The following is a 26,109-nucleotide window of genomic DNA, read 5'->3' as shown; positions in this document are numbered from 1 at the left end:
CTGCGATGAAGCAGCTTGCCGGGGCTTCGTATTTATTTGGCGGCTGGAATGACTTGCTGATTAGTTGGATCGGCGACGGTATGCGAGATCGATACTTCGACCCGTCTATTCTTCGCTTTGCCCTCAGTCGTCTTATTGTCGGCAATCGGCTGATACTCGCCATAGCCGACGGCTCTGAATTGTTGAGGCTTAAGCTGCTTGTTCTCCAGCAAAATATCCATGAACCGAATGGCCCGCATCGAGCTTAAATCCCAATTGGACTTGAAGAAGACGGTCGAAATGGGGGTCGTATCGGTATGGCCGGATATGATGACTTCGTAATCGGGATATCCTTGCAGCATCTTGCCGATGGCTATGGCAAGCTCTCTCGATTCCGGCTTGACGGTCGCCTGTGCAGGAGCGAATAGCGCATTGTCGCTGATCGTAATCATGAGCTGGGACATATTGAGCTTCGTCTCCAGATCGGTTGTCAGGCCGTTTTTATCAATATATTCGTCAAGCTGCTTCTTCAGTTTCTCGAGATCCTCTTGCTCTTGCTTCAAGGCAGCCTCGCGAAGCTTCTGTGCATCTTGTTCTTTCTGATCCTTCGGATTATCGTCTTTTTTGATTTGATCTTCCTTCGGCTTATCGGGAGAATCGCCTTCCGGCGTGATTGCCGGACTATCGAGTATGCCGCTGCCGCTATTAAGCGCGATGCTGAATGCCTTGGACATTTCCTCGAACTTCTTCACATCAACGGAGTTCATGGAGTACAGAACGATGAAGAGTGCAAGCAGCAGGGTCAGCAAGTCGGCATAAGGGATGAGCCAAGATTCGTCTACATGCTCTTCGTGATCGTCATGCTTATGCTTTCTGCTCAACGGCGCCTTCCTCCTTCTCCCTCAGTTTTCTTCTTTCTGTTGGAGTGAGGAATACGGACAACTTCTGGTTAATCGCAATCGTCGATACGCCGGATTGAATGGACAGCAGACCTTCAACCATCATTAGGCGGATTTGAATCTCGCTCTTCGACAAACGCTTTAATTTGTTGGCAATCGGATGCCATAATACATAACCTGTGAATATACCAAGCAAGGTTGCGATGAAAGCGCCGGCGATCGCATGAGCCAGCTTCTCCATGTCGCTCATGTCGGCAAGTGCCGCGACGAGACCGACAACGGCGCCGAGTACCCCGAGCGTAGGCGCATAGGTACCAGCTTGCGTGAAGATGAGCGCGCCGGCTTTGTGGCGATCTTCGGTAGCGGCAATGTCTTCAAGCAAGACGTCGCGAACGAAGTCTTGGTCGTTGCCGTCGATAATCATGCGCATGCCGTTCCGGAGAAACGGATCTTCGATATCGTCGACCTTCGCTTCAAGCGCAAGCAAGCCCTCGCGGCGCGTGATCGATGCCCATTCCATAAAGTTAGCGATCAGCTGATCGCGTTGCATAAGCTTTTGTTCGGAGAAAACCATTTTGAACAGTTTACCGATTTTTCCGAGCTCAGACATTGGGAAGGCAACCATGACCGCTGCAATTGTACCTAGTATGATAATCATGAATGCGGCCGGATTGGCTAGAGACGATAAATGAGCGCCTTTAAACACCATACCTCCCAAAACAGCGACAAGACCTAGTACAATACCTATAATTGTTGAATTTTTCATCATACACCCCGTCCAGTACGTATTCGAATTAAATATTCTAGCGTTTACGCTTGTCTACTTTCTATTATTATCGACAAATAGGGTGGCTGAGATTAGAGTAAACGAAACGATTTGGGGCGGAAGACGTTTAATATTGTCGAAATGATGTAAAATAGGAGTATAAGGCCATATGCATTGGGGATTTGAAAGCCCGATGAAGACATGCGGAGCAAGCCCGATAAACGACACTAATAATAGAAGGCAGGTTATGAACATGGGAGTAAGACATGCAAGAGAATACGCGGATATTTTGAAAGAGTTGACGGAGGCTGTAGCGGAGATTGAGAACAGCTACACGTTTTTTGAGATGGAAACCGAGGAATGGGAAGCGCTGCATGAGGATGACCGTCATGAGGTAATGGAAGCGCTGGCTGACGACGTGTTTTTCGGACTGGGCGAGAATCCGGAAATTAAGGTCGGCGAAGGCGTCATTACTTACAACAGCAAACATCATATTATAGAAGTATCCCAGAGCAATCAGGTTACACGCATAGTTAGACTGATCTAAGTCACCTTTTCTCCAGATGCTGTTAGATTGCTACTATATAATAGATGTATCATTCGACAAAATAGTCGGAATGGCAGTTAATATGTCGCTTCTTTACATTTAATGTCGATTCATTTACAATGGTACTCATTAATATGGTAGATAATATAACATGCGAGTAACACAAAGGAGAGCGCTATGAGTGATGGTCACACTACAATAGCACTACCAAAAGCGCTAGGTCTACAAGACGAAAAGCTAGCAGCCTACTATCAGCCGATCATAGCGATGGATACTCGGCGAATTATGGGCTATGAGGTGCTGGCTAGAGCGGTAAAGGGAGATTCTGTTCGCAGCTTGGGGCCTTTCTTTAGTGATGAGACGGTGCCCGATGAGGAGCATATTCTCGTGGATCGGCTGTTGCGCGAGCAGGCTTTTGCCAAGCTGGGTCAGATGGATGAACCTCCTATGCTGTTTATTAATCTAAAGCCTTCCTGGATTTATCGTTATGAGCAATCCGGAGAGCTGTTCACGTTGTCTCTGCTTAAGAAATACGGCATTGACCCAAGGAAAGTCGTTATTGAGATTACGGAGCAGAGCTTCCAAGGCTCAATGGAGGTGCTTCGCACCGTTGTAGACCTCTATCGGGAGCAAGGCTGTCAGATTGCAATTGATGATGTAGGCAGCGGTTTCAGCAGCTTCGACCGTATTGCTCAGATTCAGCCTAACTTGCTGAAGATCGATATACATATGATTAAGAGGAGCGCAACGCATGACGGCTACTTCGGCGTGCTTCGCTCCTTCTCAGATATGGCGGAGCTGATCGGCGCCTCCTTGCTCGTGGAAGGTGTCGAGACGAGAGAGGATCTTGCCAGGGCGATTCGAGCGGGCGCGCGTTATGTGCAAGGGTTCATGTTCGCGAGGGCCGAGGCGGACTTCCGCGATCCCGATTGCTTCGCTCCGATTATTGTAGAGGAACTGGAGAGGCATCTGCTGCATCACGTCATCTCGGAGCGCGATTGGCAAGTCAAGGCCGAGCAGCTTGCGAAGCAACTCGCGCATATTGTGGAAACCTCCGATGGCATTACGGAAAATAATGACGATTGGGCTCTGCGGCTTCTGCCGGAGCTGGACACGAGCTATATTCGCGTGTACTTGTGCAATCAGGACGGCATCCAGCTATCGGCGAACTATTTTCGCGAGTCTGACGGCTCATGGCGGAGCGAGGACCAGTTCCGAGGCGCGAACTGGTGCTGGCGGCCTTACTTCGTTCCGAACATCGTACAGATGAACGAGGATCGAAGATCGATTGTATCGAGAGCTTATACGGATCTCGATACACATGCATGGATTCGGACGATATCGGTGCTTGTTGGACCTGGACTTATTTTATTCGCGGATGTAATCGATATAGAGCATGGCACGCAAGCGATATAATTGCATTCAGAGCTGTTAGCTCTGGATGGGCTCGAACACCATGCAGTGGCATTCGGCGTAACCGTTCCGAGAAGGACGGGCATACGTATCGGTAATGCGGAAGCCCGCCTGTTCATAGGCGCGTACGGCTCGCGTATTCCAAGCGAGCACCTCCAAGTCGATCTCATGCTGAGGCATTCTTCTTCGCGCTTCAAGTGCAATTAGCTTAGCGAAGGAAGGTCCAAGACCCCGGCTGCATAGATCGGGCCGAAGGCCGAGCCCGAGCCTGGTTACGTCGGTCATGGGGAACAACTGGGCGAAGCCGATCAGTCTCGACCTATCGTCAACGATTGCTATATATTGCTGCGCACGCAGGACGGGATCGCCGAATTCGATTTCGTCCTTTTGCATTTGCTCCCAAGTTGGCCAGTGGTAGACGTCGTAGGGAGGCTCGTAATTCCAATTACATATTTCGACAGCATGCTGTATTTCCAGCGGACATATGGTCATTTGAATCGGATAGCGTTTATAATGAGAAGAGTGGTTTAAATGATTCAATTTCTTATAACCTCCGGACGGAGCAAATGAGTTGGATACTTACGAATAAGTATATCAGATAGGCGCCAGAAGGCGCGCGGACATAAGGAGAACTACGGCATGAAGAAGTTAATATGGATCGGCTGTCTGTCTTACTTGGTAATCGGTATTGCGCATGTGGTAGGCGGATCGATACTGGAGCAGCTGATTGATCATTATGGGCTCACGTACAAAGACGGCGGACAATGGATTATGAATCAATTTCTCGGCTTCCTGGTCGGTGTCATACTGGCTCCCTCCATCACGGCAAGAATCGGCAAGCGAGGCGCGGTGCTTATTGCGCTTGGCGCGCTTACTTTAAGCGAAGCCGCTTACAGCCTGCTTCTTCCCTGGGGCTGGATGCTGGCCGTTGCTCCTCTCGCGGGGTTCGGCTTCGGCATGACGGAAGCGGTCGTCGGCGCGATGATTATCGACCTTGCTAAGGGCAAGGCTTCGGCGATGAGCCGGTTGGAAACGTTCTTTGGCGTCGGCGCGCTTATTATACCGGTTGCAGCCGCTTACTTGATCGCTCAGAACGTATGGCAGGTATCGTTCCCGATACTGGCGGCACTGTCGGGCGTTACATTCGTATTATGGCTCACGATGTCCTTCGGCAAGCTGGACGAGCAGATCGGCTTTCAACCGCCGAAAGCAGTGGTGAGCAGCAGCCTGGAGCAAGAGACGGCGGGTGCAAGAACCGGTTTATTCGGTTATCCGCGCACTGCGCTTCCGTTCTTGCTGCTGTCGGCAGCGTTCTTCATGATCTACGTAGGCATGGAGATGAGCTTCTCCAATTACTTGCCTTCCTTGCTTATTGAGCGTTCGCAGGTAGATGAGTCGAGTGCTGCGGCAGCGCTCAGCCTGTTCTGGGCAACAATGGTGTTCGGACGTATATTTGCAGGCACGTTGGCGGAGAAAATGGGGTACGCGAAGTATTTGTTTATTGCTACTGGCGGAGCAACGATCGTGTTCGCATTAATGGCGCTCATGGGTCAACTCAGCTCGATGCTCTTCTTCGTCGCCTTAAGCGGTCTGTTCTTCTCGGGTATATTCGGTATCGCCCTTGTCTATGCGAACGCGTTAATCCCAGGCATGACTGAGCGGACGACGAGCCTGCTCGTAGCATGCGGCGGGCTTGGCGGGGCAATCTTCCCTCGCGTTACCGGCTGGTTCATGGATCGATATGACGGCGGGGTTACGCTTTGGTATGTAAGCGTACTGGTTCTGATCATGCTGCTCGTACTGGGCGCAATGCTTGTGCTGGGCAGAGGGCAGTCGCAGCGGCGCGATGCTGTGCGTAATAGATAGAAAGTAATAGGCCACCCCAACAGCCCGCAGGCTGTTGGGGTGGCCTATTTTGTCAGAAAAACAACAAAGCCGCAGACTGTTGTCTCGTGTGGACGAACAGAGTGCGGCTTTGTTGTAAAGGGTGAAACTATTTTGCGTCGGCGTAAGTAGTGAATGCTTCCTCGCTAAGAATGCGACGTGCTGTCACATAACGAGGTTTGTAGTAAGAGGAATCGAGCTTGTCGACTACAACGCCGCGGCTAACCGAAGCGTGTACAATCTTGCCGTCCCCTATGTAGATACCGACGTGGGAAATTGCGCCGTTGTTGCCGCCGCTTGTGTCGAAGAACACAAGATCCCCGGCAATCAGGTCATCTTTAGCGACCTTCGTGCCAACTGTTGCTTGATCGGAGGAAACGCGAGGAAGATCGATGCCCATCTTAGCGAACACATAGCTCGTGAAGCCGGAGCAATCGAAGCCTTTCGCGGTAGTTCCACCGCTTTTGTACGGAGTACCAATGACGTCATTGATAAATCCGTTCATTTTGGAGTCTGCGAAAACGCTTCCCGCTTGAAAAGCGAGCAAGAGCGCAAGCCCCAAAAGCATTACGGTAACCTTTTTCAATTGTGAAACTCCTTCCGGTGCCGACGAGGTTAGCTGTGGGGTTCGGTTGAAGGTTCCCTATGATTCCTCAGGCGCTACGAACAAGTCGATGATGTCCTCTTCTACAGAGGCGGTATGACTTATAGCCGTGGCGTCGGAATCAATTCACCCAGAGTGGTTCCCCCGTTTTCCGCTAGGAAATTAGGCAGTTTTGTTTTGCTCTTGACAATTATTCGATTATTTTCATTGATCTCCTGCCTTTCTAACAAAATTCTAATAATTCTCATGTAATCTTTTGACAAACTGCTTCGTATAATCATTTTTCATGTAATATTTAAGCCGCAACTAGGACCGAGGGACTAAATAATCGATACTCGATTTCATTAATTATGTGGATATTCTGTAAAGTATGACCCCAAGGTACTAATGGTGAGAGGATTCTCATCTTTCTAGCAAAAAAGGCTGTCGCCGTCATTAGTAGGATGATAACGTAAAAACCCCCGAATTCGCCATAATAGGACAGGCGTAAATTCGGGGGTATTTGAGCTAAAGCGGGCTAAGATAATGAAGCTACTTGGATTGCAGGCATTCGTATTGGGCGGCAATGGTCCATACTCGGACGAGCGTTCGCACCAAGTTGTAGCCTTGATGAAGGATGAGCGCGAATAGTCCGGCCCATAGCAGCGATACGCCGGTGATGAGAAGTCCTAATCCGGCTCCGATGGCCCACATAACCAGCGAGATGGCAGCGAATGAGATGATATGCCTCAGAGCGCGCCCGAGCGAGTGGAGGATGCCTTCTTTTGAAGCGGCGCCAAGCTGCATGGCCAGGAAGAGCAGATGCAGCAGCACGCCCCAGAACAGCCATAGTCCAGCGCCGGGAAGGACGGATTGCAGCAGGTCGACGTTCGATCCGCCTTGCAGGTATGCGTCGAGCGCATGAGGCAGCACCCAGAATCCGGGAGCAAGTGTTAGCGCGGCCTCCGCCCAGTGGAGCACCATGACCGGTTTCCAAGCTTTGCGAATGCCTTCTACAAATTTAGTGCCGCCGCCGGACACGCCTTCGCCTCGCGTACTAGAATGGTGCAGCGAATAGAACAGTCCGGCATTGAACAGGGGAGTCAGCAGCATGCGGATGGCGAACAAGCCGCCTAGCATCCATACATAAGGCGTAAGGATGTCCGTCTTCAGCAGTTGGAACTGCGCTTCGGTCAGAAAGAGGTGAACGGCTGTATCAGACGGGTATGCAGCTGGAAACCGGCGCAGCAAGGGCGAGACGACCGAATCGATAAATCGATAGAGGAAGAAGCCCCATAGCAACTGATACAGAAATAACAGAATGATGAGGTGGAAGTGCTTGACCGCAAGCTGCCAACCTTGCTTCATATACATTTTCATATTCGATCGCTCCTTGCGCGCTTATACTTACCAGCTCAGCGTACCTAACAGTCCCTCGATCAGCTTCGATACGCTGATGCCCCACCGGATGCGCGTCTTGTCCGGCAGATCGGCTTGCATATAGTTGTTGATGAGCTTATTGTCGAGTACGTTCGAATGCTCGGAATCGATCATCGCCCATTGCAGAGGAGCCGTATGCACTTGCGTAATCTGGACGTGGGAGTCGTCGGCATCCCATAGCTTTGTCACCGTCGCGCCGTCCGTGAACTGCAGCGTGATCGGGATTTGACCGCTTACACCGCCGTTCCGCTTCACGAGCACGGTCGATTCATAGAGCTTCTGGCCGTCCTGCTCAGTCGGTTTCACTTGAATCGATTCGACCGAGTAGTCGGACATTTGGTTCGCGTAAACGTATCCGCTGAAGTAGTCATGCCACTTCGTCTTCGTTACCTGTTCGACAACGCGCTGGAAGTCGGCAGTCGAAGGATGCTTGAATTTGTATTTTTGAAAATAGGTCCGCATAATCTTCGCCATTGTCTTGTCGCCGACCTGATGCTGGATGCCGACAAGGACAAGCTTCGCGCGCAGATAGACGTTCTCCGCGTATTGATTATGGCTGCTATAAGCCCAAGACGGCTGCTTAAGCGGCGCAGGGTCCGTCATATAGCTCGCTTCAATCCTGAGGTTCGGCTCAAGTCCGTAGGCGGACTCCATGACCATATCCTCGGCATAGGAGGTGAAGCCCTCGTCCAGCCAAGCTTCCTCGAATTCATTGGAGGCAACCATGCCGTACCAATATTGGTGGCCGATCTCATGAACGACGGTACGCTCGAGGTCGTAGCCGGGATTCGCCTTCTCGGCGGCGAACGCGGTGACGAGCGTCGGGTATTCCATGCCGCCTGCGCCATTGCCGCCCTTCGGCGGGACAACGATCGACAGCGTGCTGTAAGGATATTCGCCGTACCACTGCGCGTACTTGGAGAGCGCGGACTTGGCCGCATGCATGTAACGTTCCTGGAGGTCGGCATGCAGCGGGTCGAGGTACAGCTTAATGCGAACGCCCGGCACGCCTTTATCCGAGAAAGCTTCCTCCGCGAAGACGAAGTCGGGCGATGCCGACCATGCGAAGTCGTGAACGTCTTCCGCGTAGAATTGATACGACTTTCTTCCGTTGCCGCCTTCAGCCGTCTTCGTTTGGAAGCCTGTAGCTGCAACGGTATAAGACTCAGGTACGTTGATCTTCACGCTGTAAATGCCAAAGTCGCTATAGAACTCGGAATTGCCGTGGTATTGATGAACGTTCCAGCCTTCGGCGGTACGTCCTCGCGTTCCCACCGTTTCGTAGACCGCTACCTTCGGGAACCATTGGCCCGCCATGACGAAGTTGCCGGAGTAGCCCATACGGGCGAACACTTCGGGCAGCTTCACCTCGAAGCCCATGCGCAGCGTTACGGTCTTGCCTGGCGCAACGGGCTCCAGCAGGCGGAGCTTGACCAGCGTAAGATCGTTGACGTTGCCGTCATCGGGCTGAACGTAATGGAGGCGAGGCAGCAGGTTCTCCCCCTCAAGCGTCTGAAGCGACAGCAGGTTCATGAAGCCGAGGCTGTCCGCCGTAGCCTTGTCCTCGCGCAGCTTGCCGCCTGACTCGCTCATGAACGTTGTTTTCTTGGACTGGAAAGCGTTCGGGTACAGATGGAAGTAGAGCTCGGACACCGCTTTTTTGCCGGGATTGGTCCAGGTTACGATCTGATCGCCGTCCAAATGCCGAGCGTCCTCGCGCAAGCTGACGTTCATGTGGTACTCAACTACACGCTTGCTGAGCGATTGCGGCTTAGGCGCTGCGCCCGTGTCGGGTTGCTGCTGGGCGGGCGGCTTGGCCGTTTTTTGGGCAGAAGCGGGCGGTGGCTGCTTGGCAATCGCCGCGGGAGCTAATGCATAGGTATACTGCGATTGCCAAGCATTCCCGAAGCCGTACTGCACAGACACGCCGAGCAGTACAATTCCGAGCATAACTAATAAGATTCGTTTGACGTTGCGTGGAGTCATTGAACGTTTCCCTCCCGTTGACAAGCATCTACAGCATGTATATGTTTGCTTTTCGAGGATTATTAGCTAAAATGTAATTATTGTACGGGGAAGGTGTGAATGCAGGGATGGATGATCAGAATCAGCAAGAACAGCCAGAGAAGAAAGAGAAGAAACAACTGTCGCTCAACGTTGTGAGCAACAAACAACATAAAGGTTTCGGAGCCGGATCCATCGATCTGAGCCAAGTATCCTGCATCATTATCGATAACGGAGAGGCCTATATCGATGTAGGCGCGATGCATGCGAAGAGCAAGATCGAGCGCGGCATTAAGTTTACGCCGAACCGGGAAGATACGCCGAACGGCCGCCAATGCTGGATCGTATGGGTAGCGGTGGATCGCAATGAAGAGGGCGCTTATTACGCAGGCGCTACGGCTTGCGAGATGTGGATCGATACGGAAGCGCGCCGCGGGTGGAAGATTCTCGCCGATCACGTCAACAAGCTGGATTATTCATTGAAGCGCCGTATCGTTCTTGGCGAGCTTGGCGATGTGGAGAAAGCCGCGTTGCGCAAGCTGCTCGTGGAGCACAACGCCGAGTGGTGGAATCGTTCGACAGATGAGCTCAAGCAAGCGCTTGAGGTGTAATTTCCGACTTTGCTAGTGAAATAATGGGGAGAACCTCACCGTTCGCAGGGATGAGCTTGACTGCGAATGGTGGGGTTTTCATCGTTATGTCTAAAAAAGTTTTTAAAAAAGTGCAGGGTATAGGACAGTCTCTGTCGTCTATTGTATGGGGAAGGAGGAGAGCGACATTCAGGATACGGATTGGATCAAGGCGGTACAGAGCGGCGGGCCCGAGCATTATCGACCGTTCGTGCAAGCTTATGGTCCGTATATATACAAAACCGTCTATGCCGTGCTGCATTCGCCGCATGATGCGGAGGATGTGACACAGGAAGTGCTCCTTCAAATCTATCGCTCCCTCCCGGAATGCCGATTAGACGGTTTGAAGACATGGATTACACGAATAGCAGTTAATCGCGCGATTGATTACAAGCGCAGCCGAGCAAGGAAACCCGAGGAGCTGTTCGAGAGCGAGGCGAACCTGCGGACCGAGGAGCAGCTGCATGATGACAGCCATGTTCCCGCCGCGGAATCGATCGCGCTGGAACAAGAACATTTACGGCATATTCGTGAGCGGGTGGACGAGCTGCCGGGAAATTATCGCGAGGTTGTCACCGCTTATTATATGGAAGACAAATCGTATGAACAGATTGCGGTCGAAACCGGATTGGAGCGCAAGAGCGTCGAATCCAGGCTGTACCGGGCGCGAAGCTGGATGAAGAAGCATTGGCGAAGGGAGGATTTTGAATGAACAAGCATATAGCAAGCAGAGAAGGTGCAGATGGGACGGTCGATCATGTAGCCGAACCTATGATGAAGAACTACGTGGAGCATCGTCTATCGGAGCAGGATCGCGAGCTCGTTGATGGGCATTTGGCTGAGTGCGAACATTGCTTGCAGCGCTTTATGGATGCGGCCCAGGCCACGCAAGCAGAGAGTGAGCTGTTGCTGCCGGATATGGATATATTGGAGCAGCGGGTCATTGCACAGCTCCATGCAGAGAGTGCAGCTGCAGCTGAGGTCAAGGTTGTTCAGTCATCACCCCGCCCTGCTCGCCGCCGTTCTTGGCTGCAGCATCCGGTCGCTCAATATACGATAGCGGCATCTATTACGCTGCTGCTTTTGGGTACAGGTACATTCGCCGGTCTGTCCGACAAGCTGTCCAAGCTGGATCAGGAGGCCGTCGTTCAACCTCCCCAGGCAACAGAGCAATTGCCGTCGCTACCGTCCGAATCATGGTCGGATCGTATGGTTGATCGTACGGGATCTTGGCTGGATGGCATTCGGGAGAGCAGGTACAGGTAAGCAAGAGCGTATGTACGGCTTCGCTCGATGAAGATAGATGCACGGGAGTACGATGAACAGAGAGGTAGGAATTTAGAATGAACAAAAGCCCGTTAGCTGCTTTTTTACTGTCGTTTTTACCGGGGGTAGGTCATGGTTACTTAGGCCGTCCCGTCCGGTTCGTATTATATGGAGGATCGTTTTTCGGAACTATGTTCTTCATGTTCCTTTTTGGCATATCGAACAATTTGGATGAGGGCTTCGCTTTCTTTGGATTCTTTATTATGGCGGTCAGTTGGTCTATCAATATGCTCGATATGCTTATAACGCTGTTCTCGGGACGAGTGAATGCGGGGTCGCCCGCAGTGCCTCCGATGCTTGGCTCGTACCCGAGTCAAGGAGGGGCGGAATCAAGCTTCAATCCGTATGATCAGGCTCAGGCGTATCATATGCAGCATCAGCTGCAGCAAGAGAAGACGAGGACGATTATGCTTTCCTTCCTGCCTGGTCTTGGTCATATGAGTCTCGGTCTGATGCAGCGCGGCATTACGTTTCTCATTTCATTTATCGGGCTGTTCGCGATTATCGTGTTTCTGAGTGTGGTGACGGGTAAGGCAGCGCTGCTCATCTTTCTGCTGGGCCTTCCGATTATTTGGATTTTTAGCATGTTCGATGCGATTCAGCAGATGCATGCGAAGCAGCGCGGTGAGCGTATGGAGGATCGCGCGGTGTTCGAGGAGCTTGAGGCGCATATCGCTTCGGGACGCAAAAGCAAGGTGCTGGCGATTGCGCTATCGATTTTCCCCGGGGCAGGCCATCTGTATCTGGGTCTTCAAAAGCGCGGCCTGCAATTGATGGGCGGCTTCTTGCTCACCGTCTACATTATGGACAATCTCAGATTGTCATTGTTCTTCTTCTTATTGCCCTTGTTCTGGTGCTTCGCATTCTTCGATGCGCTGCAGCAGACGTCACGCTACGAGCGTCAGACGCTTAGCGATGAGCCTGTATTGACGCAGCTTGTACCGTACCAACGCTGGTTCGGCTTCGCATTGCTTGGTTTCGGCGCTTACTACTTGCTTGACCGTGTAGCCGCGGAAGTGGCATCGAGATATTCCAACGAAATTTACACCCAATACTTGCAACTGAAATATATGATTCCGACGGCGGTCGTCGCTTTCGTTATGATTATCGTCGGCATGCGGCTTGTGTTTGGCGGTAAAACCTATTCCGAGGGGCGGCATGATACGATGGCACCGCCACCGCCGCCGACTTTATCCAAGCAAGAGGAGGACATGCAATGAATGCGTTAGATACGTTGAATCGTCCCCTTCCCGATGGAGGGATTCGCACTTGGCGAGTAGGCTCCCTATCGATGGGTGTTACGTTAATGCTGATTGGTGCGGCGCTTGCCGCATCGCTTTGGCAGGACATTGAAGCCTATGAAATGCTGTTATGGGTTGCGCCGATCGTGTTCATCTTGCTTGGCTTGGAGCTGCTATTATATTTGAAGTTCTCCGGAAGCGACCTTGCCATCGTCAGATATGATTGGATAAGCGTGTTCTTTGTAGGCCTTATCGGCACTGCAAGCCTCGGGCTTGCGCTGCTGATGTCTACTGGCTTATTCGATGAGCTGCAACGCGGCCTGCAAACGACGCAACGATCGGTCTTCGTGGAGCCGCATTCGCTGCAAGTGCCGGATAACGTGAACAAAGTCATCGTGCAATCGATTGGCGGGGTTGTGCTTGGAGAGTCGGATACGCGCGAGGCAAAGCTATTCGGACAGATCCGCTATTGGTCGGCTGAACCGATTAGCGAACCGGACAAAGAGCTGATGCAGACGACGGTTGTCGGCAATACGCTCTATATGATGATCGGCACGCTTGATCGCAGAGACGGCGGTCTCGTTACCGATACATACGACTCGCAGCTCACGCTCGTCTTGCCGAAGGGACTAGAGGTTGAGCATCGGGGTTACTAGTTGGTAGAGAGGCTTGGTTCATAGCCGCATTCGATTTAAACCATTTATTCCCTTTCAGGCAGCATGCAACGCCGCTACAATGGAGGCAAGGGAAGCGTGCCGAACAGCATTCCGGGCTGTCCCGGCAAAGCCCCGCATCTGTCTGCAAAGGGGTAATAGGCAATGGCCAAAACAAAAAGAGGCAAGGCGCTCTGGAATGATCCTACGCGTGGACGCGGTACATGTCCGGCATGCAGCAGCACGAGAATCAAGCTGCTTTATTCGAGAACGACATCCGGCAATAAAGCGGTTAAAGTGTGCAAGAAATGCGCGAATGCACCGCAAGTGAAGATCGATGCCATTACGGTATAGCTTCGAATGAACTCGCATTCTCCCCAAGGAGTGCGAGTATTTTTTTTCGGAAGGTAAGAAAAATGGAATATTTACAATTCTTTTATCCTAAACTCATAATAGATTCATAGTGAAGCGTTATCATTTAGACATTGAGCTGATGGAGGGATGGATATGAATGCTTCTTACGTCAACGAATGGCTGGACGAATACAATGATTATATGCGTCTTTATGGAATGTTCGGCGACCAAGCGTATAGGGATAGAGCCAAAGCAGCGCTTGATCATCTCCAAATGAGAGTGAATCGGGAAAAGCAGCTTCAACGCTTCATGTATAAAATGATGAACAGCAAGACGCTCGCCAATTGATTGTGCTGAATGGAAAATAAGGGCTGCCGTGCGCATAGGCAGCCCTTATTCGTTTGTTCGTTAGGCCATATGAAAGAGATGCGTTTTGACCTTCTCCGCTTCTTCCGGCGTGCGATGGATATGGACAACCTCGTTGACATCGAATTTGTTGCCGTCCGGATCGTAGAACACGAAGTTAATGCCGCAGCTGCCCCGATCCTCAAGCTCCTCCGTACGTACGCCGTTTTTCTGCAGACGGTCATACAGCTGCTCGATTTGCCTGACCTCGAACGTAAGTCTGAACATTTCATAACCTTTCTTATTAGGGAATTGGTTATCAATGACTCCGTCGGTTTCCACCAAGTGAAGCCACTGTCCATCGGAAAGCTTAAGAATGACTTGGAACTCGGCCGGATTGAATGGCACGGCATACGCCAGGCCGAAATTTCGTTGCCACCATTCGGCGGAGCGCAACGGGTCCTTGACTGGTACATAGTTCGAGCAAACGCATTTTAATGCATTAAGAGGTTGTTGATTCGACGCTTCAGACATCTCGATCATCCCTTCTATGGTCACTGTCTTGTCATTTAATAAACGAGAACTGGAATGAAATCCAAACAGCAGTTGTGAAAAAAAGAGAAGAGGCTGCACATAAGCGAACTTATGTGCAGCCTCTTTAATTGTGTCTATGCGCTGCTCTTAATGAGCAACCGTATTGTAAGTCATAATCCAGATCGAACCTGCGACGATCGTAAGCAGGATGACCAGGCCGAAGATGAGCGCCATCAGATTGAAGCGCGGCTTCTCTTCATCGCGGATATGCATGAAGAAGAAGAGCTGAACGGCGAATTGGAGCACCGCCATGATAAGGATAAGCAACGTTGTACCGGACTTGCTCAGCAAGTCGTTCATGACGACGACAAGCGGGATGATCGTAAGCACGATCGAGAGCAAGAAGCCGATGACGTAGGACTTCATCGTGCCGCCATGCTCATGCGAGCCGTGCTCGCCGTTGCCATGCTGCACATCGTGCGCGTTATGATTCGCCATCCTACATCACCCCCATCAAGTAAACGATTGTGAATACGAAGATCCATACGACGTCAAGGAAATGCCAGTACAAGCTGATAATGCCGACCTTGCGCTTCGTGACCGGCGTAATGCCGCGGCGTGACAGCTGCAGCATGAGCGCAACCATCCAGACGAGACCGACCGAGACGTGAAGTCCGTGCGTGCCGACAAGCGTGAAGAATGCCGACCAGTAGGCGCTAGTGCCGATATTCGCTCCCTCATGAACGAGGTGAATGAACTCGGTAACCTCCAAGGCGATGAACGATGCGCCTAGAAGCGCTGTAATGGCGAGCCATAGAATAAGCCCGCGCTTGTTGCCTCGGTTCATCTCCAGCACGGCGATACCGCTCGTGAAGCTGCTCGTAAGCAGGATGAACGTCGAGATAATGATGCCGTTCAGCTCGATCAGCTCGCCCGGCGTAGGTCCTGCTGCCGTATTGAGGCGCAGCACGACGAACGTCGCGAACAGAGTGCCGAACAGGATAACGTCTGTAATAAGAAACAGCCAGAAGCCGAACATTTTCATCGATTCTTGATCGTGATGGTCATGGCCGTGGTGCTCGTCATGGTGACCGCCGCCGCCATGGGCTCCCGCTGTTTTTGAAATCGCGTGTGCCATTATTTTGCCCCCCTTAGAGCAGCTTCCGTGCGCTCGATTTCATCGACAGGAATGTAATAGTCGGTGTCGTAGGTGAACGAACGGGCCAGCAAGCAGGCTACGATGCCGATGAAGCCCGGTATCGCCATCCAGAGCCAATCCCAGACAAGGCCGAAGCCCAATACGAACCAGCAGACGGACATAATGAACGGAATGCCCGAGTTTTTCGGCATATGAATCGGTTCAAGCGGCGCAGGCGCCGGTTCAGGCTCGCCCGCAGCGCGGCGTTGCTTCGTTTCCCACCAGTCATCCTGGCTTTGTACTTGCGGTATTCTTGCAAAGTTATAGAGCGGCGCAGGCGATGGAATCGACCATTCGAGCGTTCTGCCGTCCCAGTTGTCGCCATTGTCGACTTTCTTAAAGAACTTAATGCTGTGCGCGATTTGCCATACTTGGAACAGGAACGCGATACCCATTAAGAAACCGCCGACAGTAGAGATGACGTTAAGCGGCTGCCAGCCCATATCGAAGTCGTACGTGTTGACGCGGCGCGTCATGCCCATGAGGCCAAGCGCGTATTGCGGCATGAAGCAGACGTAGAAGCCGATGTTCCAGAACCAGAATGCCCATTTGCCGAGTCCCTCGTGAAGCTTGAACCCGAACATTTTCGGCCACCAATAGTATAGCCCCGCGAAGTAACCGAATACGACGCCGCCGATTAATACTTGGTGGAAGTGGGCGATCAGGAAGTAACTGTTGTGGAACTGGAAGTCCGCAGGTGCTACGGACAGCAGCACCCCCGTCATGCCCCCGATAACGAAGCAAGGAATGAATGCGACCGACCACATCATCGGTGTCGGGAAGCTTAGCTTGCCCCGGTACATCGTGAACAGCCAGTTGAACACTTTGACCCCTGTCGGGATCGCGATCAGCATCGTCGTAACGGCGAAGAACGCATTGACGTTCGCGCCGGAGCCCATCGTGAAGAAGTGATGCGCCCATGTGAAGAACGAGAAGAAGCTGATCGACATAAGAGCGAATACCATCGACTTGTAGCCGAATAGCTTTTTCTTCGAGAATGCCGATACAACCTCGGAGAAAATACCGAATGCCGGCAAAATAACGATATATACTTCGGGATGTCCCCACATCCAGATGAGGTTGATGTACATCATCGGGTTGCCGCCGCCGTCGAGCGTGAAGAAATGCGCGCCGAGGTAACGGTCAATGAAGAGCAGGAACAGCGTAACGGTTAGAATCGGGAATGCGAAAATAATCGTAATACACGAAGACAGGACGGACCAGACGAACATTGGCATTTTCATCAATGTCATGCCAGGCGCGCGCATCTTCAGAATCGTAACGATAAAGTTGATGCCTGTTGCCAGCGAGCCGATACCGGAGATTTGAATACCCCAGATATAGAAGTCTTGGCCGAGGCCGGGACTGCCTGACAGCTCGGATAGCGGCGGATAAGCGAGCCAGCCCGCATCGGGCGAACCGCCGATGATGAATGATACGTTGAACAGCATCGCCCCGAAGAAGAACATCCAGAAGCTTAGGGAGTTCAGGAACGGGAATGCGACGTCGCGCGCGCCGATCAAGAGCGGAACGACGATATTGAATAAGCCGAACATAAGCGGCATGGCCATGAACAAGATCATAATTACGCCATGCGTCGTGAAAATTTGGTTATAGTGCTCGGCCTCTAGAAACTCGAGCTGCGGCGCAGCCAGCTGAAGCCGCATGAGCAGCGCATCGACGCCGCCGCGGAACAGCATAAGAATGGAGGCAATGATATACATGATGCCGATTTTCTTATGATCGACGCTCGTTAGCCATTCGGTCCAGAGCCAGCGCCATTTTTTGAAAAAGGTGAGTACAAATACGATCGCCACGACCGACAGTCCTATCGATACTTGCGCCCCTAGAATAAGCGGGTCGCCCGTAACGAAAAACTCGGATGCGAACTCTTTTATTTTGTCCAACATGAGGGGACCTCCTACATTAATGTAATTGTGCTTAGGGGTTAATGCCCCTCATGGTTCATATGTTCATGATCCATATCTGTGCTGTCAGCTTCGTCGTTCGTATCTTTTGCATCTTTTGCATCTTTTGCAGATGCGGTATCCGTCTCGCTGTCTTGTGCAGCAGCACCGTGATGATGACCGCCCGCGCTGCCTTCTTCTACGTACTGCGTAACAATCTTGTCGAACAAGCCTTCAGGGAAGCTGGAAAACAGCTGTGTTTCGGACGTGCTCGGCTCGGTCAGCTTCTCGAAGCCTTCCATTGTAAGCGCCGGAGCAGTGTTCTTCACTTCCTGCACCCAAGCGTTGTAATCTTCTTCGGTCGTCGCATCGACTTGGAAAGTCATTTGCGCAAAGTCTTTACCCGTAAAGTTGGCGCCGGTGCCGAAGTAGCTGCCTTGCTCGTCAGCTTGCAGGAACAAAGTCATTGCCATGCCTGACATGGAGTAGATTTGTCCGCCTAGCTGCGGAACCCAGAATGAGTTCATCGCCGTATCGGATGTAAGCTGGAAGCGTACCGGCACATCCTCAGGGATTTTCACGTAATTAATCGTTGCAATGTTCTCGTCCGGATATTTGAATAACCATTTCCAGTCGAGCGAAGTTACTTGAATCGTAATCGCTTCTTTCTCGGAAGCGATCGGCTTGGAAGGCTCCAGATCATGCGTATATTTCACGGTTACAGCGGCTAGCGCAATAATAATGACGATCGGAATGCTCCACCAGATGACCTCGAGCTTCGTGCTGTGCTCCCAATTCGGTCTATATTTAGCGGTACTGCCTTTCTTATCGCGATATCGCCATACAATAATCGCCGTTAAGATCAGCACGGGTACGATAATGACCGCACATAGTATGGTGGATAAATAGATGAGATCCTTCTGGGATTCCCCGATCGGTCCCTTCGGATCGAGTACAATGAACTGCTCGCCGCAGCCGGAGAGCGTGACGGCCATCAGCAACAAGAGTACAGGTGTCAGCATGCGAATAAACGGTCTCATAACGTTTCAACTCCTCAAAATGACTGCTTACGCTTAAGATAGCAGATATGAAGAACAAATACTCCATGGTTAACAATTACGTCAACAATTCGTCTTTTTTCCGTAATAGAAAGTTCACCTGTTAGACACCAGTTACTTTTAACCAGTAATTAAGCGCTTTCAATTGGTTTTATAACGCAAAAGAGCCACTTCTTCGCAAGGAAGAAAGTGGCCCTCTGGCAAGCTCAACATAGGAAAGGGAGTTTCTCGCTCCGGTATTCTGGTTGTTAAGCTTCTAATTCACGTTACTTATGGAGCTCAAACCTGCGGATCGTGATGATCCTTCGTTGTCTGATCTTGATTGAGACGCGCATGAACGAGTCCGATTGCCGTACCGATGACATAAATATGAACGCTGCCGATTAGAAATCCGATGCCGACCATAAGTCCGACATTTTGATCGCTGAAGTGGCTAAGATTAACGAGGCAGAGCAGAAAGCCGATGCCGAGAATACCCCAGGCAATGGCAGTCATTGCTTTGACAAGACGTTTGACATCTGATTTAGTCGGCTGCGCGTGGCTGATTGATGCAGTTTTCGTCGTCATATTCAACACTCCCGAGTCATTGTAAGTGCTTACTTGCTTTTACTATACCACAATATGTCTGCGTTGTTCAAAGAAATTTCACTTTTTCATCATATTTCCGTCAAAAATAAACGAAGATCAGGGGTTAGCAGACTTGAAATCGCAAAAATGACCATCTGCACCTATCGAATAAACGCAAAATATGGCGGTTTTATGACCTTGCCGTCTATATGTTGTAGGAGCGGGAGTATCCTAATTAGTTTATGCCGATAGCGCGACGCGTATGCCGGCGTTTGCAGTAGAGGCGGGAGTGAGGGGCGAAGTAGAGAGGGTCGTATGAAGGGGGAGGTGCGGGGTCGTTGCAGGAAGTGCAACAGAATAGGGAGAAAGGGCTGTTGGAGAGGGGCTTCGTTGCACAATATGCAACGGAAATGACTCAGAACTGGCAAAAGAATGACTACATGGATCTATCTGTTGCATAAAGTGCAGCGGCGAGGGTCAGTTGGAAGACGAGCGGGTCGTTCTGTTGCAAAATGTGCAACGAAATCAGTCCTAACAAGACATATAGTCATCAAAAAACCCCTGATCGTGTTTCGATCAGGGGTTGGGCTAACTGTACTACCCGCTGCAAGCGTGCTTAGCTTAATCTGTCCACCAACGTTTGAGGTCTTGCCACCACGAGTGGCGTTTAACCGCTCCAGCGCCGTCGTCCTTGCCTGTGCCGCCGCCTTCTTGGCCAGCGGAAGCAGGAGCTCCGCACACTTCCGTCGGCTCCGTGCCGCTAATGAACGTCTCCAGTCTGCGTGTCGGGCAAGTGTCGAGCGCCAGCTTGCCGCTCTCCGGTTCGATATAGACGTTCACGACGCCCGCCGGGATCGGGAAGATCTTCGGCGGTACAGTCGCTAGCGACTGCTCCGTGAACCGCGCAAAGATCGGCGCGGCTAGATGAGCCTCAGCTACCGACAAGGTGCGATCCTTGTCATAGCCGACCCATACCGCGGTCGCAAGCTCCGGCGTGTAGCCGACCAGCCATGCGTCGGCAGCCGTTGTTCCCGTCTTGCCGGCGACGGGACGCTTTATTATAGAAGAAACGCGGTAGCCGGTGCCGCCCTCGTCGAAAACACTCTCCATGAGGCTGGTCATTACGTAAGCCTCGGCAGGCGATATGGCTTGCTGGCTCTGTTGCTTCGCTTCATATATAAGGTTGCCCTTGCGATCTTCAATTTTGATGATCGCGACCGGCTCGGTATGCACGCCCGCATTCGCGAACGTTCCGTAAGCGGAAGCCATCTCGAACGGACTGACGGGAAACGTTCCGAGCGCAAGGGAAGGCACGGGCTGCATGTTGCTCTTAATGCCAAGCTTCCTAGCCGTATCGATAACTTTGTCTGCCCCGACGGTCATGATGGTGTTAACAGCGTAGATATTATCTGATCCTGCGAGCGCCCGCCGCATGTCGATGAACTCGTTCGCGTATTTGTCGTTATAGTTATGCGGCTCATACGTTTTGCGCCCTTCATCGAATGTGAAGATGGTCGGTTCGCTTTTGAAACGGGTCACCGGCGTCATATAGCCGCTTTGCAGAGCGGTCAAGTATAGGAACGGCTTGAACGATGAACCGGGTTGACGGGTCTGCGCGAATACACGGTTGAACTGGTTCGTCTTATAATCACGTCCTCCGACCATCGCCTTAATATAGCCGTTGCGCGGATCGATAGCGATGAGCGCCGCTTGCTGCTCGGATTTGGATGGCATCGTCTTCTTGATCGCATCCTCGGCTGCTGCTTGCGCTTCTGGATCGAGCGTCGTATAGATCGTAATGCCGCCTTCGTTCAGCAGATGCTCGTCGATGCCAAGCTTATCGACCGCGACCGAACGGATATAGTCACGGAAGTACGGGGCGAATCCTTCGCTCTGCCCGGCTTCAAGCGACTGGAAGTTCAGTACTTCAGCATAGGCGCTGTCGGCCTGCTCCTTCGTAATCGCTCCGCCTTCCATCATCGCATGGAGAATGGCGTGCTGCCGATCCTTCGCGTTCTTCATATCGAGAAACGGCGAATAGTATTTAGGTCCCTTCGGAATGCCGGCGAGCATGGCGCTTTCAGCTAGCGACAGCTCCGACGCATGCTTATCGAAATACATTTTGGACGCTGCCTCAATGCCGTAGGAGCCGTGTCCGTAATAAATTTGGTTCAAGTACATGCCGAGAATCTCGTCCTTGGAATAGTTCATTTCGAGCTGCACCGTATACATGGCTTCCTTCATCTTGCGCTGCCACGTACGCTCATGCGTCAGATACAAGTTCCGCGCGAGCTGCTGCGTCAGCGTGCTGGCGCCTTGTCGTGCGGACATGCTTTGCACGTTGACCATGACGGCTCGCGCCATACCCTTCACGTCGAAACCGCTATGGTCATAGAAACGCCGATCCTCAATGGCGAGCGTTGCTTCGATTACATAATGCGAAATATCCTCGAGCTTAACGGAGCGTCGATTCTCCCCCGCATGGAACGTATCGATCACGTTGCCGTTCAGATCGAGCATCTGCGACGTCTGACTGATGCTCGCAGCTGGCAGCGACTGCGTTCGCAAGAAAATAAGCAGTCCGCAGGCAAGCCCAGTAATGATAGCGAACAGAATGGCGGAACGCTTCAGCCACTTTTTCATATGGAGTATTTGAGGGAGAAATCTCTCGGCCAATATCGGTATGGATGGCAAGCGGCGCGGCTTGACCGGTCGTTTGGAAGTCTTAGTCACGTAAGCGTACTCCCTTCAGCGCAAAGCTTCACTTTTCCTTAGTATGGAAAAACGAAGAGATCGCTATTCATTAGGGGAACGTGGAAGGGGAATTAATTTGCGTGCATTATGGCAACGATAAGAAAAACTTCTATCGAAGTCACTCGAAGGTACGGGGATTCGCGAAATGTTAAGTTGGCCGCATCACCCATAGAAATACTTGTAGCAAAGGGCAGTTTTTACTATAATACAGTGTGAACTATTGAAGGAAAGAAGGGATTCATCACGATGGAGTTGTGGTATACAGAAAAACAAACCGAAAGCTTCGGCATTACGGCGAAGATTACGAAAACGTACGTAACCGAACAAACGGACTTTCAACAGCTTGATATGATCGAAACCGAAGAGTTCGGCACGATGCTTGTGCTTGACGGCATGGTCATGACGACGGTGAAGGACGAGTTCGTATATCACGAAATGGTCGCGCATCCTATCCTCTACACGCATCCGAATCCGGAGTATGTCCTTGTAGTTGGCGGGGGTGACGGCGGCGTTATCCGTGAAGTGATGAAACACCCGCAAGTGAAAAAGGCAGTTCTCGTTGACATTGACGGCAAAGTTATCGAATACTCCAAAAAGTATTTGCCGACGATCGCAGGCGAGCTCGACAACCCGCGTGTCGAAGTGCTTGTGAACGACGGCTTCATGCATATTCACGATCACAAAAACACGTACGACGTTATTATGGTCGATTCCACTGAGCCTGTCGGCCCTGCTGCGAACTTGTTCACACGTGGCTTCTACCAAGGCATTTACGACGCGCTCAAGGAAGACGGTATCTTCGTAGCACAGACAGACAATCCTTGGTTCAAGGCTGACCTGATTCAAAGCGTGAACAAGGACGTGAAGGAAGTATTCCCGATCGTGCGCGTATACGGCGCTAACATTCCCACTTACCCGAGCGGTCTGTGGACCTTCACGATGGGCAGCAAGAAATATGATCCGCTTCAAGTGGATGAGGCGTCGATACCAGAGATCGATACAAAGTATTACACACCGCGCTTGCACAAAGCGGCATTCGTATTGCCGAAGTTTGTGGAAGACCTTATTAAGTAAGCGAACGGCTGTACGACTGCAGCTTAGAAAGGATTACACTCATGAAATTAGATCAAAAATATTCCGGCAACGTATTCATCTTGAGCTCGGAGGATTATGAAGCCTCCAAGGCGGTCATCTACGGCATGCCGATGGACTTCACGGTCAGCTTCCGTCCTGGCTCGCGCTTCGGCCCTCCGCGCATCCGCGAGGTGTCGATCGGCCTTGAGGAATACAGCCCGTATCTTGACCGCAGCTTGGAAGACATTACGTACTTCGACGCAGGAGACCTGCTGCTGCCATTCGGCAACGCGGCGCGCAGCCTTGAAGTGATCGGGGAATTTGTAAACGGCGTGCTGGCTGACGATAAAATGCCGGTAGGACTTGGCGGCGAGCATCTTGTATCGTGGCCGATATTCCAAGAGGTATACAAGAAATATCCGGATCTGGCGATCATCCACTTCGATGCGCACGCCGATCTTCGCGAGTCGTACGAAGGCGAGCCTTTGTCTCACTCGACGCCGCTTCGCAAAGCGGCAACGCTTATGGGCGGCAATAACATTTATCAATTCGGCATCCGTTCCGGTTCCCGTGAAGAGTGGCAGTATGCTCGCGAGAACATCAACTTCCACCCGTTCGAGGTGCTTGAGCCGCTGAAGAAGGTGCTTCCTGAGCTGGCTGGCCGTCCGGTATACCTGACGATCGATATCGACGTGCTTGATCCATCGGCTGCTCCTGGTACAGGTACGGCGGAAGCGGGCGGCATTACGTCGAAGGAATTGATTGAGGCGGTTCATGCAATCGCTCGTTCCGGCGTGAACGTCGTTGGTTGCGACCTTGTCGAGGTGGCACCCGCCTATGACCCTACGGAACAGACGCAGATCGTTGCGGCGAAAGTGATCCGCGAAATGCTGCTTGGCTTCATTAAATAACGAATGAATCATATATTTATTAAGAAGCTGCCATGGATCCTCGTATCCGTGAGCAGCTTCTTCTCGTTATTTCTCTTCTTTTGCCAACAGGAGAAGGACCGGTACGCTTCGATTAACGAGGCATGCCGGTCCTTTTTATTGATCATTTTATTAGAATTGACCTCGATCGAACATGCGGCTGCGCGCATAAATGAAAGCGCCCTTCGCCAGCTTGCGGGCCTGCTCTTCGTCGCCGGCAAGCAACGCGTCGTAAATCGACTTGTTCAGCTGATTGGCTGAATAGTGTTTAATATGCGGCGTCAGCTTAAAGTTAATGTAAGAAGCCATCGTAATTTTGTCCACGTACATATCCAACTGCGACGTCATAGCGGTGTTGTTGATGGACGATACGAGCGTCCGCATGAACAGCATAGAGTTGTTGATATAGGTATAGTAATCCCCCGCTTGCTCCGCTTCGAATTGACGGTCCAAATACTCCTTCAGCAATTCCATCGGAATATGATTTTCCCTTTCGCTTCGAACATCAATGGCATAGACGACGAGCGCCAAGATGGCCTCGTACATATCAAGCAATTCCTTGCCGCTTACTTCCTTCACCAGCACTCCTCGATTTTTAAGAGCGACGACGAACCCTTCCGATTCCAAGTGCGTTATGGCGTTGCGGACCGGTGTCCGGCTCATCTGCAACTCCTCCGCAAGCTCATTCTCTGACAACAGTGTGCCGGGCATGAGGTTGCCACCGACGATTCTTTCTCTTAATTTCGTATAGGCCGTATTCACAAGCGATTGCGATGCCATGGCGCATATTCCTCTCGAATTCATAGTTCTCTAGAACGGATTAACATCATCTTAACAGTCCGTCTTTCGTCTTCGCAACACGATTTCGAAATTAACAAAATCTCAAAACAGCGCAAACATTCCATTGACACTTTTCGAACATTGCATTGACATTCAACTTGTATCCTAGTTGTGTACCACAGTAGAGAAAGCGTGAGAGAAGATGCGAGGAATGCTAAAATAGCGCCCGCGACAAATTAGGAGGATGTACTGTGCTGAAGAAGATGGGATTACCGATTGCTCTAGTGATTACTGCGTTAATGGTGGTGCTCGCTGGCTGCGGACAGAACGCTAACAACAACTCTGCTGAAGTAAACGGCGGCAACGGTGGAAATGGCAGCAATAGCAGCAACAGCGAAGCGGAGACGGCGGTTGAAACGGAATGGCCGGACGTGCTGCGAATCGGCAGTCTTCCAATGGAAGACGGTGAGGCTTCCCGTAACGCAGATCAATTCGCGAAGGATCTTGGCGAATATTTGAATATTAAAGTAGAAACGTTCGAGGGCGAAGATTACAACATGATGATCGAAGCGATGCGTTCCAAAAAAATCGACATCACGACGTATGGCCCTTTCGGATATATTATCGCGACTGAGAGAAGCGGAGCGAAGCTTCTCGCGGAAATGAGCAACGGACCAGGAACGGAAGGAACGAGCGTTATTATCGTGCCGAAAGACTCCCCGGCTCAGACGATCGCCGATTTGAAAGGCAAGAGCTTCTTGTTCGCCGATCCGGCGTCCACGACGGGCCATCTGTATCCGCGAGCTACGATTATGAAGGAATTGGGCATTACGAACGAAGAGGTCGACACGTTCTTTAGCAACGTATCGTTCTCCGGCGGTCATGATAAGTCGTTGCTTGCGATCGCTAATGGCGATGCCGACGGCGCTGCAACATGCAGCCAGTGCATCAAGATGATTGCTGACGCCGGATTGATTAAGGCAGAGGACATTCGCGTTATTGGCGAATCCGAGCCAATTAAGGGCGGCGGCGCACTTTCATACCGTGGCGATCTCCCAACGGATCTTGTCGAAAAAATCCGTGAATTCGCACTCGGCTATGCCGAGAAAAATCCGGAGTACTTCAAAGCGCTCGGTGTAGCTGGCTTCTTCCCGGGTGAGGAATCGGATTTCGACGGCGTTCGCGAAGTAGCGAAGCTGCTGAATATGTCGCCGGAAGAGATGTTGAAGTAAGTAGAACGTAATA

28 protein-coding genes and 1 riboswitch are annotated in these 26,109 nt (G+C 51.5%); of the genes, 14 read left to right on the top strand and 14 right to left on the bottom strand.

Features of this window, described 5'->3' with window-relative positions; genetic code table 11:
* Positions 1–32: 32 nt before the first annotated feature.
* Together AC0YN0_RS30305 and motA are read right to left on the bottom strand one after the other, a co-directional pair.
* Positions 33–860 carry a flagellar motor protein MotB gene (locus AC0YN0_RS30305; protein WP_475824617.1) on the bottom strand — a complete coding sequence of 276 codons (828 nt, stop codon included), beginning with the start codon at positions 858–860 and terminating at the stop codon, positions 33–35.
* On the bottom strand, positions 844–1,644 hold the full coding sequence (motA, locus tag AC0YN0_RS30300; RefSeq protein ID WP_442050138.1) for a flagellar motor stator protein MotA: 801 nt from the start codon (positions 1,642–1,644) through the stop codon (positions 844–846). Before motA ends, AC0YN0_RS30305 begins: the two co-directional genes overlap by 17 nt.
* Before the next feature lie 247 nt (positions 1,645–1,891).
* On the opposite strand from motA, the gene AC0YN0_RS30295 reads away from it, so the two are divergent.
* A complete protein-coding gene (locus AC0YN0_RS30295) occupies positions 1,892–2,191 on the top strand; it encodes a hypothetical protein (RefSeq protein ID WP_475824616.1) in 300 nt (99 codons plus the stop codon).
* A gap of 177 nt (positions 2,192–2,368) precedes the next feature.
* Positions 2,369–3,607: an EAL domain-containing protein gene (locus AC0YN0_RS30290; protein ID WP_475824615.1), complete on the top strand. Its 1,239-nt coding sequence runs from the start codon at positions 2,369–2,371 to the stop codon at positions 3,605–3,607.
* 15 nt (positions 3,608–3,622) lie between these two features.
* Here the strand turns inward: AC0YN0_RS30290 and AC0YN0_RS30285 are convergent, their stop codons facing one another.
* Positions 3,623–4,144 (bottom strand): GNAT family N-acetyltransferase, encoded by a 522-nt coding sequence (locus AC0YN0_RS30285; protein ID WP_475824614.1) that lies wholly within the window; start codon positions 4,142–4,144, stop codon positions 3,623–3,625.
* A 99-nt stretch (positions 4,145–4,243) separates the two neighbouring features.
* On the opposite strand from AC0YN0_RS30285, the gene AC0YN0_RS30280 reads away from it, so the two are divergent.
* Positions 4,244–5,470 (top strand): MFS transporter, encoded by a 1,227-nt coding sequence (locus AC0YN0_RS30280; protein ID WP_475824613.1) that lies wholly within the window; start codon positions 4,244–4,246, stop codon positions 5,468–5,470.
* A gap of 127 nt (positions 5,471–5,597) precedes the next feature.
* On the opposite strand, the gene AC0YN0_RS30275 is transcribed toward AC0YN0_RS30280, so the two are convergent.
* The 3 genes from AC0YN0_RS30275 to AC0YN0_RS30265 form a co-directional block, all read right to left on the bottom strand.
* A complete protein-coding gene (locus AC0YN0_RS30275; protein WP_475824612.1) occupies positions 5,598–6,074 on the bottom strand; it encodes a C40 family peptidase in 477 nt (158 codons plus the stop codon).
* Between the two features lie 3 nt (positions 6,075–6,077).
* Positions 6,078–6,271, bottom strand: a riboswitch (cyclic di-AMP (ydaO/yuaA leader).
* A 352-nt stretch (positions 6,272–6,623) separates the two neighbouring features.
* A complete protein-coding gene (locus AC0YN0_RS30270) occupies positions 6,624–7,451 on the bottom strand; it encodes a hypothetical protein (RefSeq protein WP_475824611.1) in 828 nt (275 codons plus the stop codon).
* A gap of 27 nt (positions 7,452–7,478) precedes the next feature.
* Positions 7,479–9,497 (bottom strand): M1 family metallopeptidase, encoded by a 2,019-nt coding sequence (locus AC0YN0_RS30265; protein ID WP_475824610.1) that lies wholly within the window; start codon positions 9,495–9,497, stop codon positions 7,479–7,481.
* A 107-nt stretch (positions 9,498–9,604) separates the two neighbouring features.
* On the opposite strand from AC0YN0_RS30265, the gene AC0YN0_RS30260 reads away from it, so the two are divergent.
* The 7 genes from AC0YN0_RS30260 (at position 9,605) to AC0YN0_RS30230 (ending at position 14,066) form a co-directional block, all read left to right on the top strand.
* Positions 9,605–10,126: a YwhD family protein gene (locus AC0YN0_RS30260; protein WP_475824609.1), complete on the top strand. Its 522-nt coding sequence runs from the start codon at positions 9,605–9,607 to the stop codon at positions 10,124–10,126.
* Between the two features lie 145 nt (positions 10,127–10,271).
* Complete coding sequence (locus AC0YN0_RS30255; protein WP_475824608.1) at positions 10,272–10,856, top strand: RNA polymerase sigma factor; 585 nt, start codon at positions 10,272–10,274, stop codon at positions 10,854–10,856.
* Positions 10,853–11,410, top strand: a complete 558-nt coding sequence (locus tag AC0YN0_RS30250) for an anti-sigma factor family protein (RefSeq protein WP_475824607.1) — start codon at positions 10,853–10,855, stop codon at positions 11,408–11,410. Before AC0YN0_RS30255 ends, AC0YN0_RS30250 begins: the two co-directional genes overlap by 4 nt.
* Before the next feature lie 77 nt (positions 11,411–11,487).
* Positions 11,488–12,690, top strand: coding sequence for a hypothetical protein (locus tag AC0YN0_RS30245; RefSeq protein ID WP_475824606.1), 1,203 nt, complete (start codon positions 11,488–11,490; stop codon positions 12,688–12,690).
* Positions 12,687–13,367: a hypothetical protein gene (locus tag AC0YN0_RS30240; protein ID WP_475824605.1), complete on the top strand. Its 681-nt coding sequence runs from the start codon at positions 12,687–12,689 to the stop codon at positions 13,365–13,367. Before AC0YN0_RS30245 ends, AC0YN0_RS30240 begins: the two co-directional genes overlap by 4 nt.
* A gap of 162 nt (positions 13,368–13,529) precedes the next feature.
* On the top strand, positions 13,530–13,718 hold the full coding sequence (locus AC0YN0_RS30235; RefSeq protein ID WP_337102274.1) for a hypothetical protein: 189 nt from the start codon (positions 13,530–13,532) through the stop codon (positions 13,716–13,718).
* A gap of 153 nt (positions 13,719–13,871) precedes the next feature.
* Entirely contained in the window at positions 13,872–14,066 is a 195-nt protein-coding gene (locus AC0YN0_RS30230) for a hypothetical protein (protein WP_442052004.1), read from the top strand.
* Positions 14,067–14,126: 60 nt separating this feature from the next.
* Here the strand turns inward: AC0YN0_RS30230 and AC0YN0_RS30225 are convergent, their stop codons facing one another.
* The 6 genes from AC0YN0_RS30225 to AC0YN0_RS30200 all read right to left on the bottom strand — a co-directional run bounded on the left by AC0YN0_RS30225 (position 14,127) and on the right by AC0YN0_RS30200 (position 19,327).
* On the bottom strand, positions 14,127–14,597 hold the full coding sequence (locus AC0YN0_RS30225; RefSeq protein WP_475824604.1) for a VOC family protein: 471 nt from the start codon (positions 14,595–14,597) through the stop codon (positions 14,127–14,129).
* A 147-nt stretch (positions 14,598–14,744) separates the two neighbouring features.
* Positions 14,745–15,095, bottom strand: coding sequence for a cytochrome o ubiquinol oxidase subunit IV (cyoD, locus tag AC0YN0_RS30220; protein WP_442052006.1), 351 nt, complete (start codon positions 15,093–15,095; stop codon positions 14,745–14,747).
* Position 15,096: 1 nt separating this feature from the next.
* The gene (cyoC, locus tag AC0YN0_RS30215; protein ID WP_475824603.1) at positions 15,097–15,735 is read right to left on the bottom strand and encodes a cytochrome o ubiquinol oxidase subunit III; all 639 of its coding nucleotides are present in this window, start codon (positions 15,733–15,735) and stop codon (positions 15,097–15,099) included.
* Positions 15,735–17,705: a cbb3-type cytochrome c oxidase subunit I gene (locus AC0YN0_RS30210; RefSeq protein ID WP_475824602.1), complete on the bottom strand. Its 1,971-nt coding sequence runs from the start codon at positions 17,703–17,705 to the stop codon at positions 15,735–15,737. Before AC0YN0_RS30210 ends, cyoC begins: the two co-directional genes overlap by 1 nt.
* A 38-nt stretch (positions 17,706–17,743) precedes the next feature.
* Complete coding sequence (cyoA, locus tag AC0YN0_RS30205) at positions 17,744–18,742, bottom strand: ubiquinol oxidase subunit II (protein ID WP_475824601.1); 999 nt, start codon at positions 18,740–18,742, stop codon at positions 17,744–17,746.
* A 297-nt stretch (positions 18,743–19,039) separates the two neighbouring features.
* Positions 19,040–19,327 (bottom strand): hypothetical protein, encoded by a 288-nt coding sequence (locus tag AC0YN0_RS30200; protein WP_337102267.1) that lies wholly within the window; start codon positions 19,325–19,327, stop codon positions 19,040–19,042.
* A gap of 338 nt (positions 19,328–19,665) precedes the next feature.
* Between AC0YN0_RS30200 and AC0YN0_RS30195 the strand changes: the two genes are divergently transcribed.
* Positions 19,666–19,788, top strand: a complete 123-nt coding sequence (locus AC0YN0_RS30195) for a hypothetical protein (protein WP_475824600.1) — start codon at positions 19,666–19,668, stop codon at positions 19,786–19,788.
* Positions 19,789–19,948: 160 nt separating this feature from the next.
* Here AC0YN0_RS30195 and AC0YN0_RS30190 read toward each other — a convergent pair whose 3' ends face one another.
* Positions 19,949–22,060, bottom strand: a complete 2,112-nt coding sequence (locus AC0YN0_RS30190) for a transglycosylase domain-containing protein (RefSeq protein ID WP_475824599.1) — start codon at positions 22,058–22,060, stop codon at positions 19,949–19,951.
* Positions 22,061–22,327: 267 nt separating this feature from the next.
* Here AC0YN0_RS30190 and speE point away from each other — a divergent pair, with 267 nt between their 5' ends.
* Both speE and speB read left to right on the top strand, forming a co-directional pair.
* Positions 22,328–23,155, top strand: a complete 828-nt coding sequence (gene speE, locus AC0YN0_RS30185) for a polyamine aminopropyltransferase (RefSeq protein WP_337102260.1) — start codon at positions 22,328–22,330, stop codon at positions 23,153–23,155.
* A gap of 41 nt (positions 23,156–23,196) precedes the next feature.
* Entirely contained in the window at positions 23,197–24,066 is an 870-nt protein-coding gene (gene speB, locus AC0YN0_RS30180) for an agmatinase (protein WP_475824598.1), read from the top strand.
* A 150-nt stretch (positions 24,067–24,216) separates the two neighbouring features.
* Here speB and AC0YN0_RS30175 read toward each other — a convergent pair whose 3' ends face one another.
* A complete protein-coding gene (locus AC0YN0_RS30175; RefSeq protein ID WP_475824597.1) occupies positions 24,217–24,864 on the bottom strand; it encodes a GntR family transcriptional regulator in 648 nt (215 codons plus the stop codon).
* A gap of 251 nt (positions 24,865–25,115) precedes the next feature.
* On the opposite strand from AC0YN0_RS30175, the gene phnD reads away from it, so the two are divergent.
* A complete protein-coding gene (gene phnD / locus AC0YN0_RS30170) occupies positions 25,116–26,096 on the top strand; it encodes a phosphate/phosphite/phosphonate ABC transporter substrate-binding protein (RefSeq protein ID WP_475824596.1) in 981 nt (326 codons plus the stop codon).
* The last annotated feature ends 13 nt before the right edge of the window (positions 26,097–26,109 follow it).

It is taken from the genome of Paenibacillus sp. J22P218, assembly GCF_056269195.1.
The sequence above is the reverse complement of the archived record's forward strand: the minus strand, read 5'-3'. Positions and strand labels throughout refer to the sequence as shown.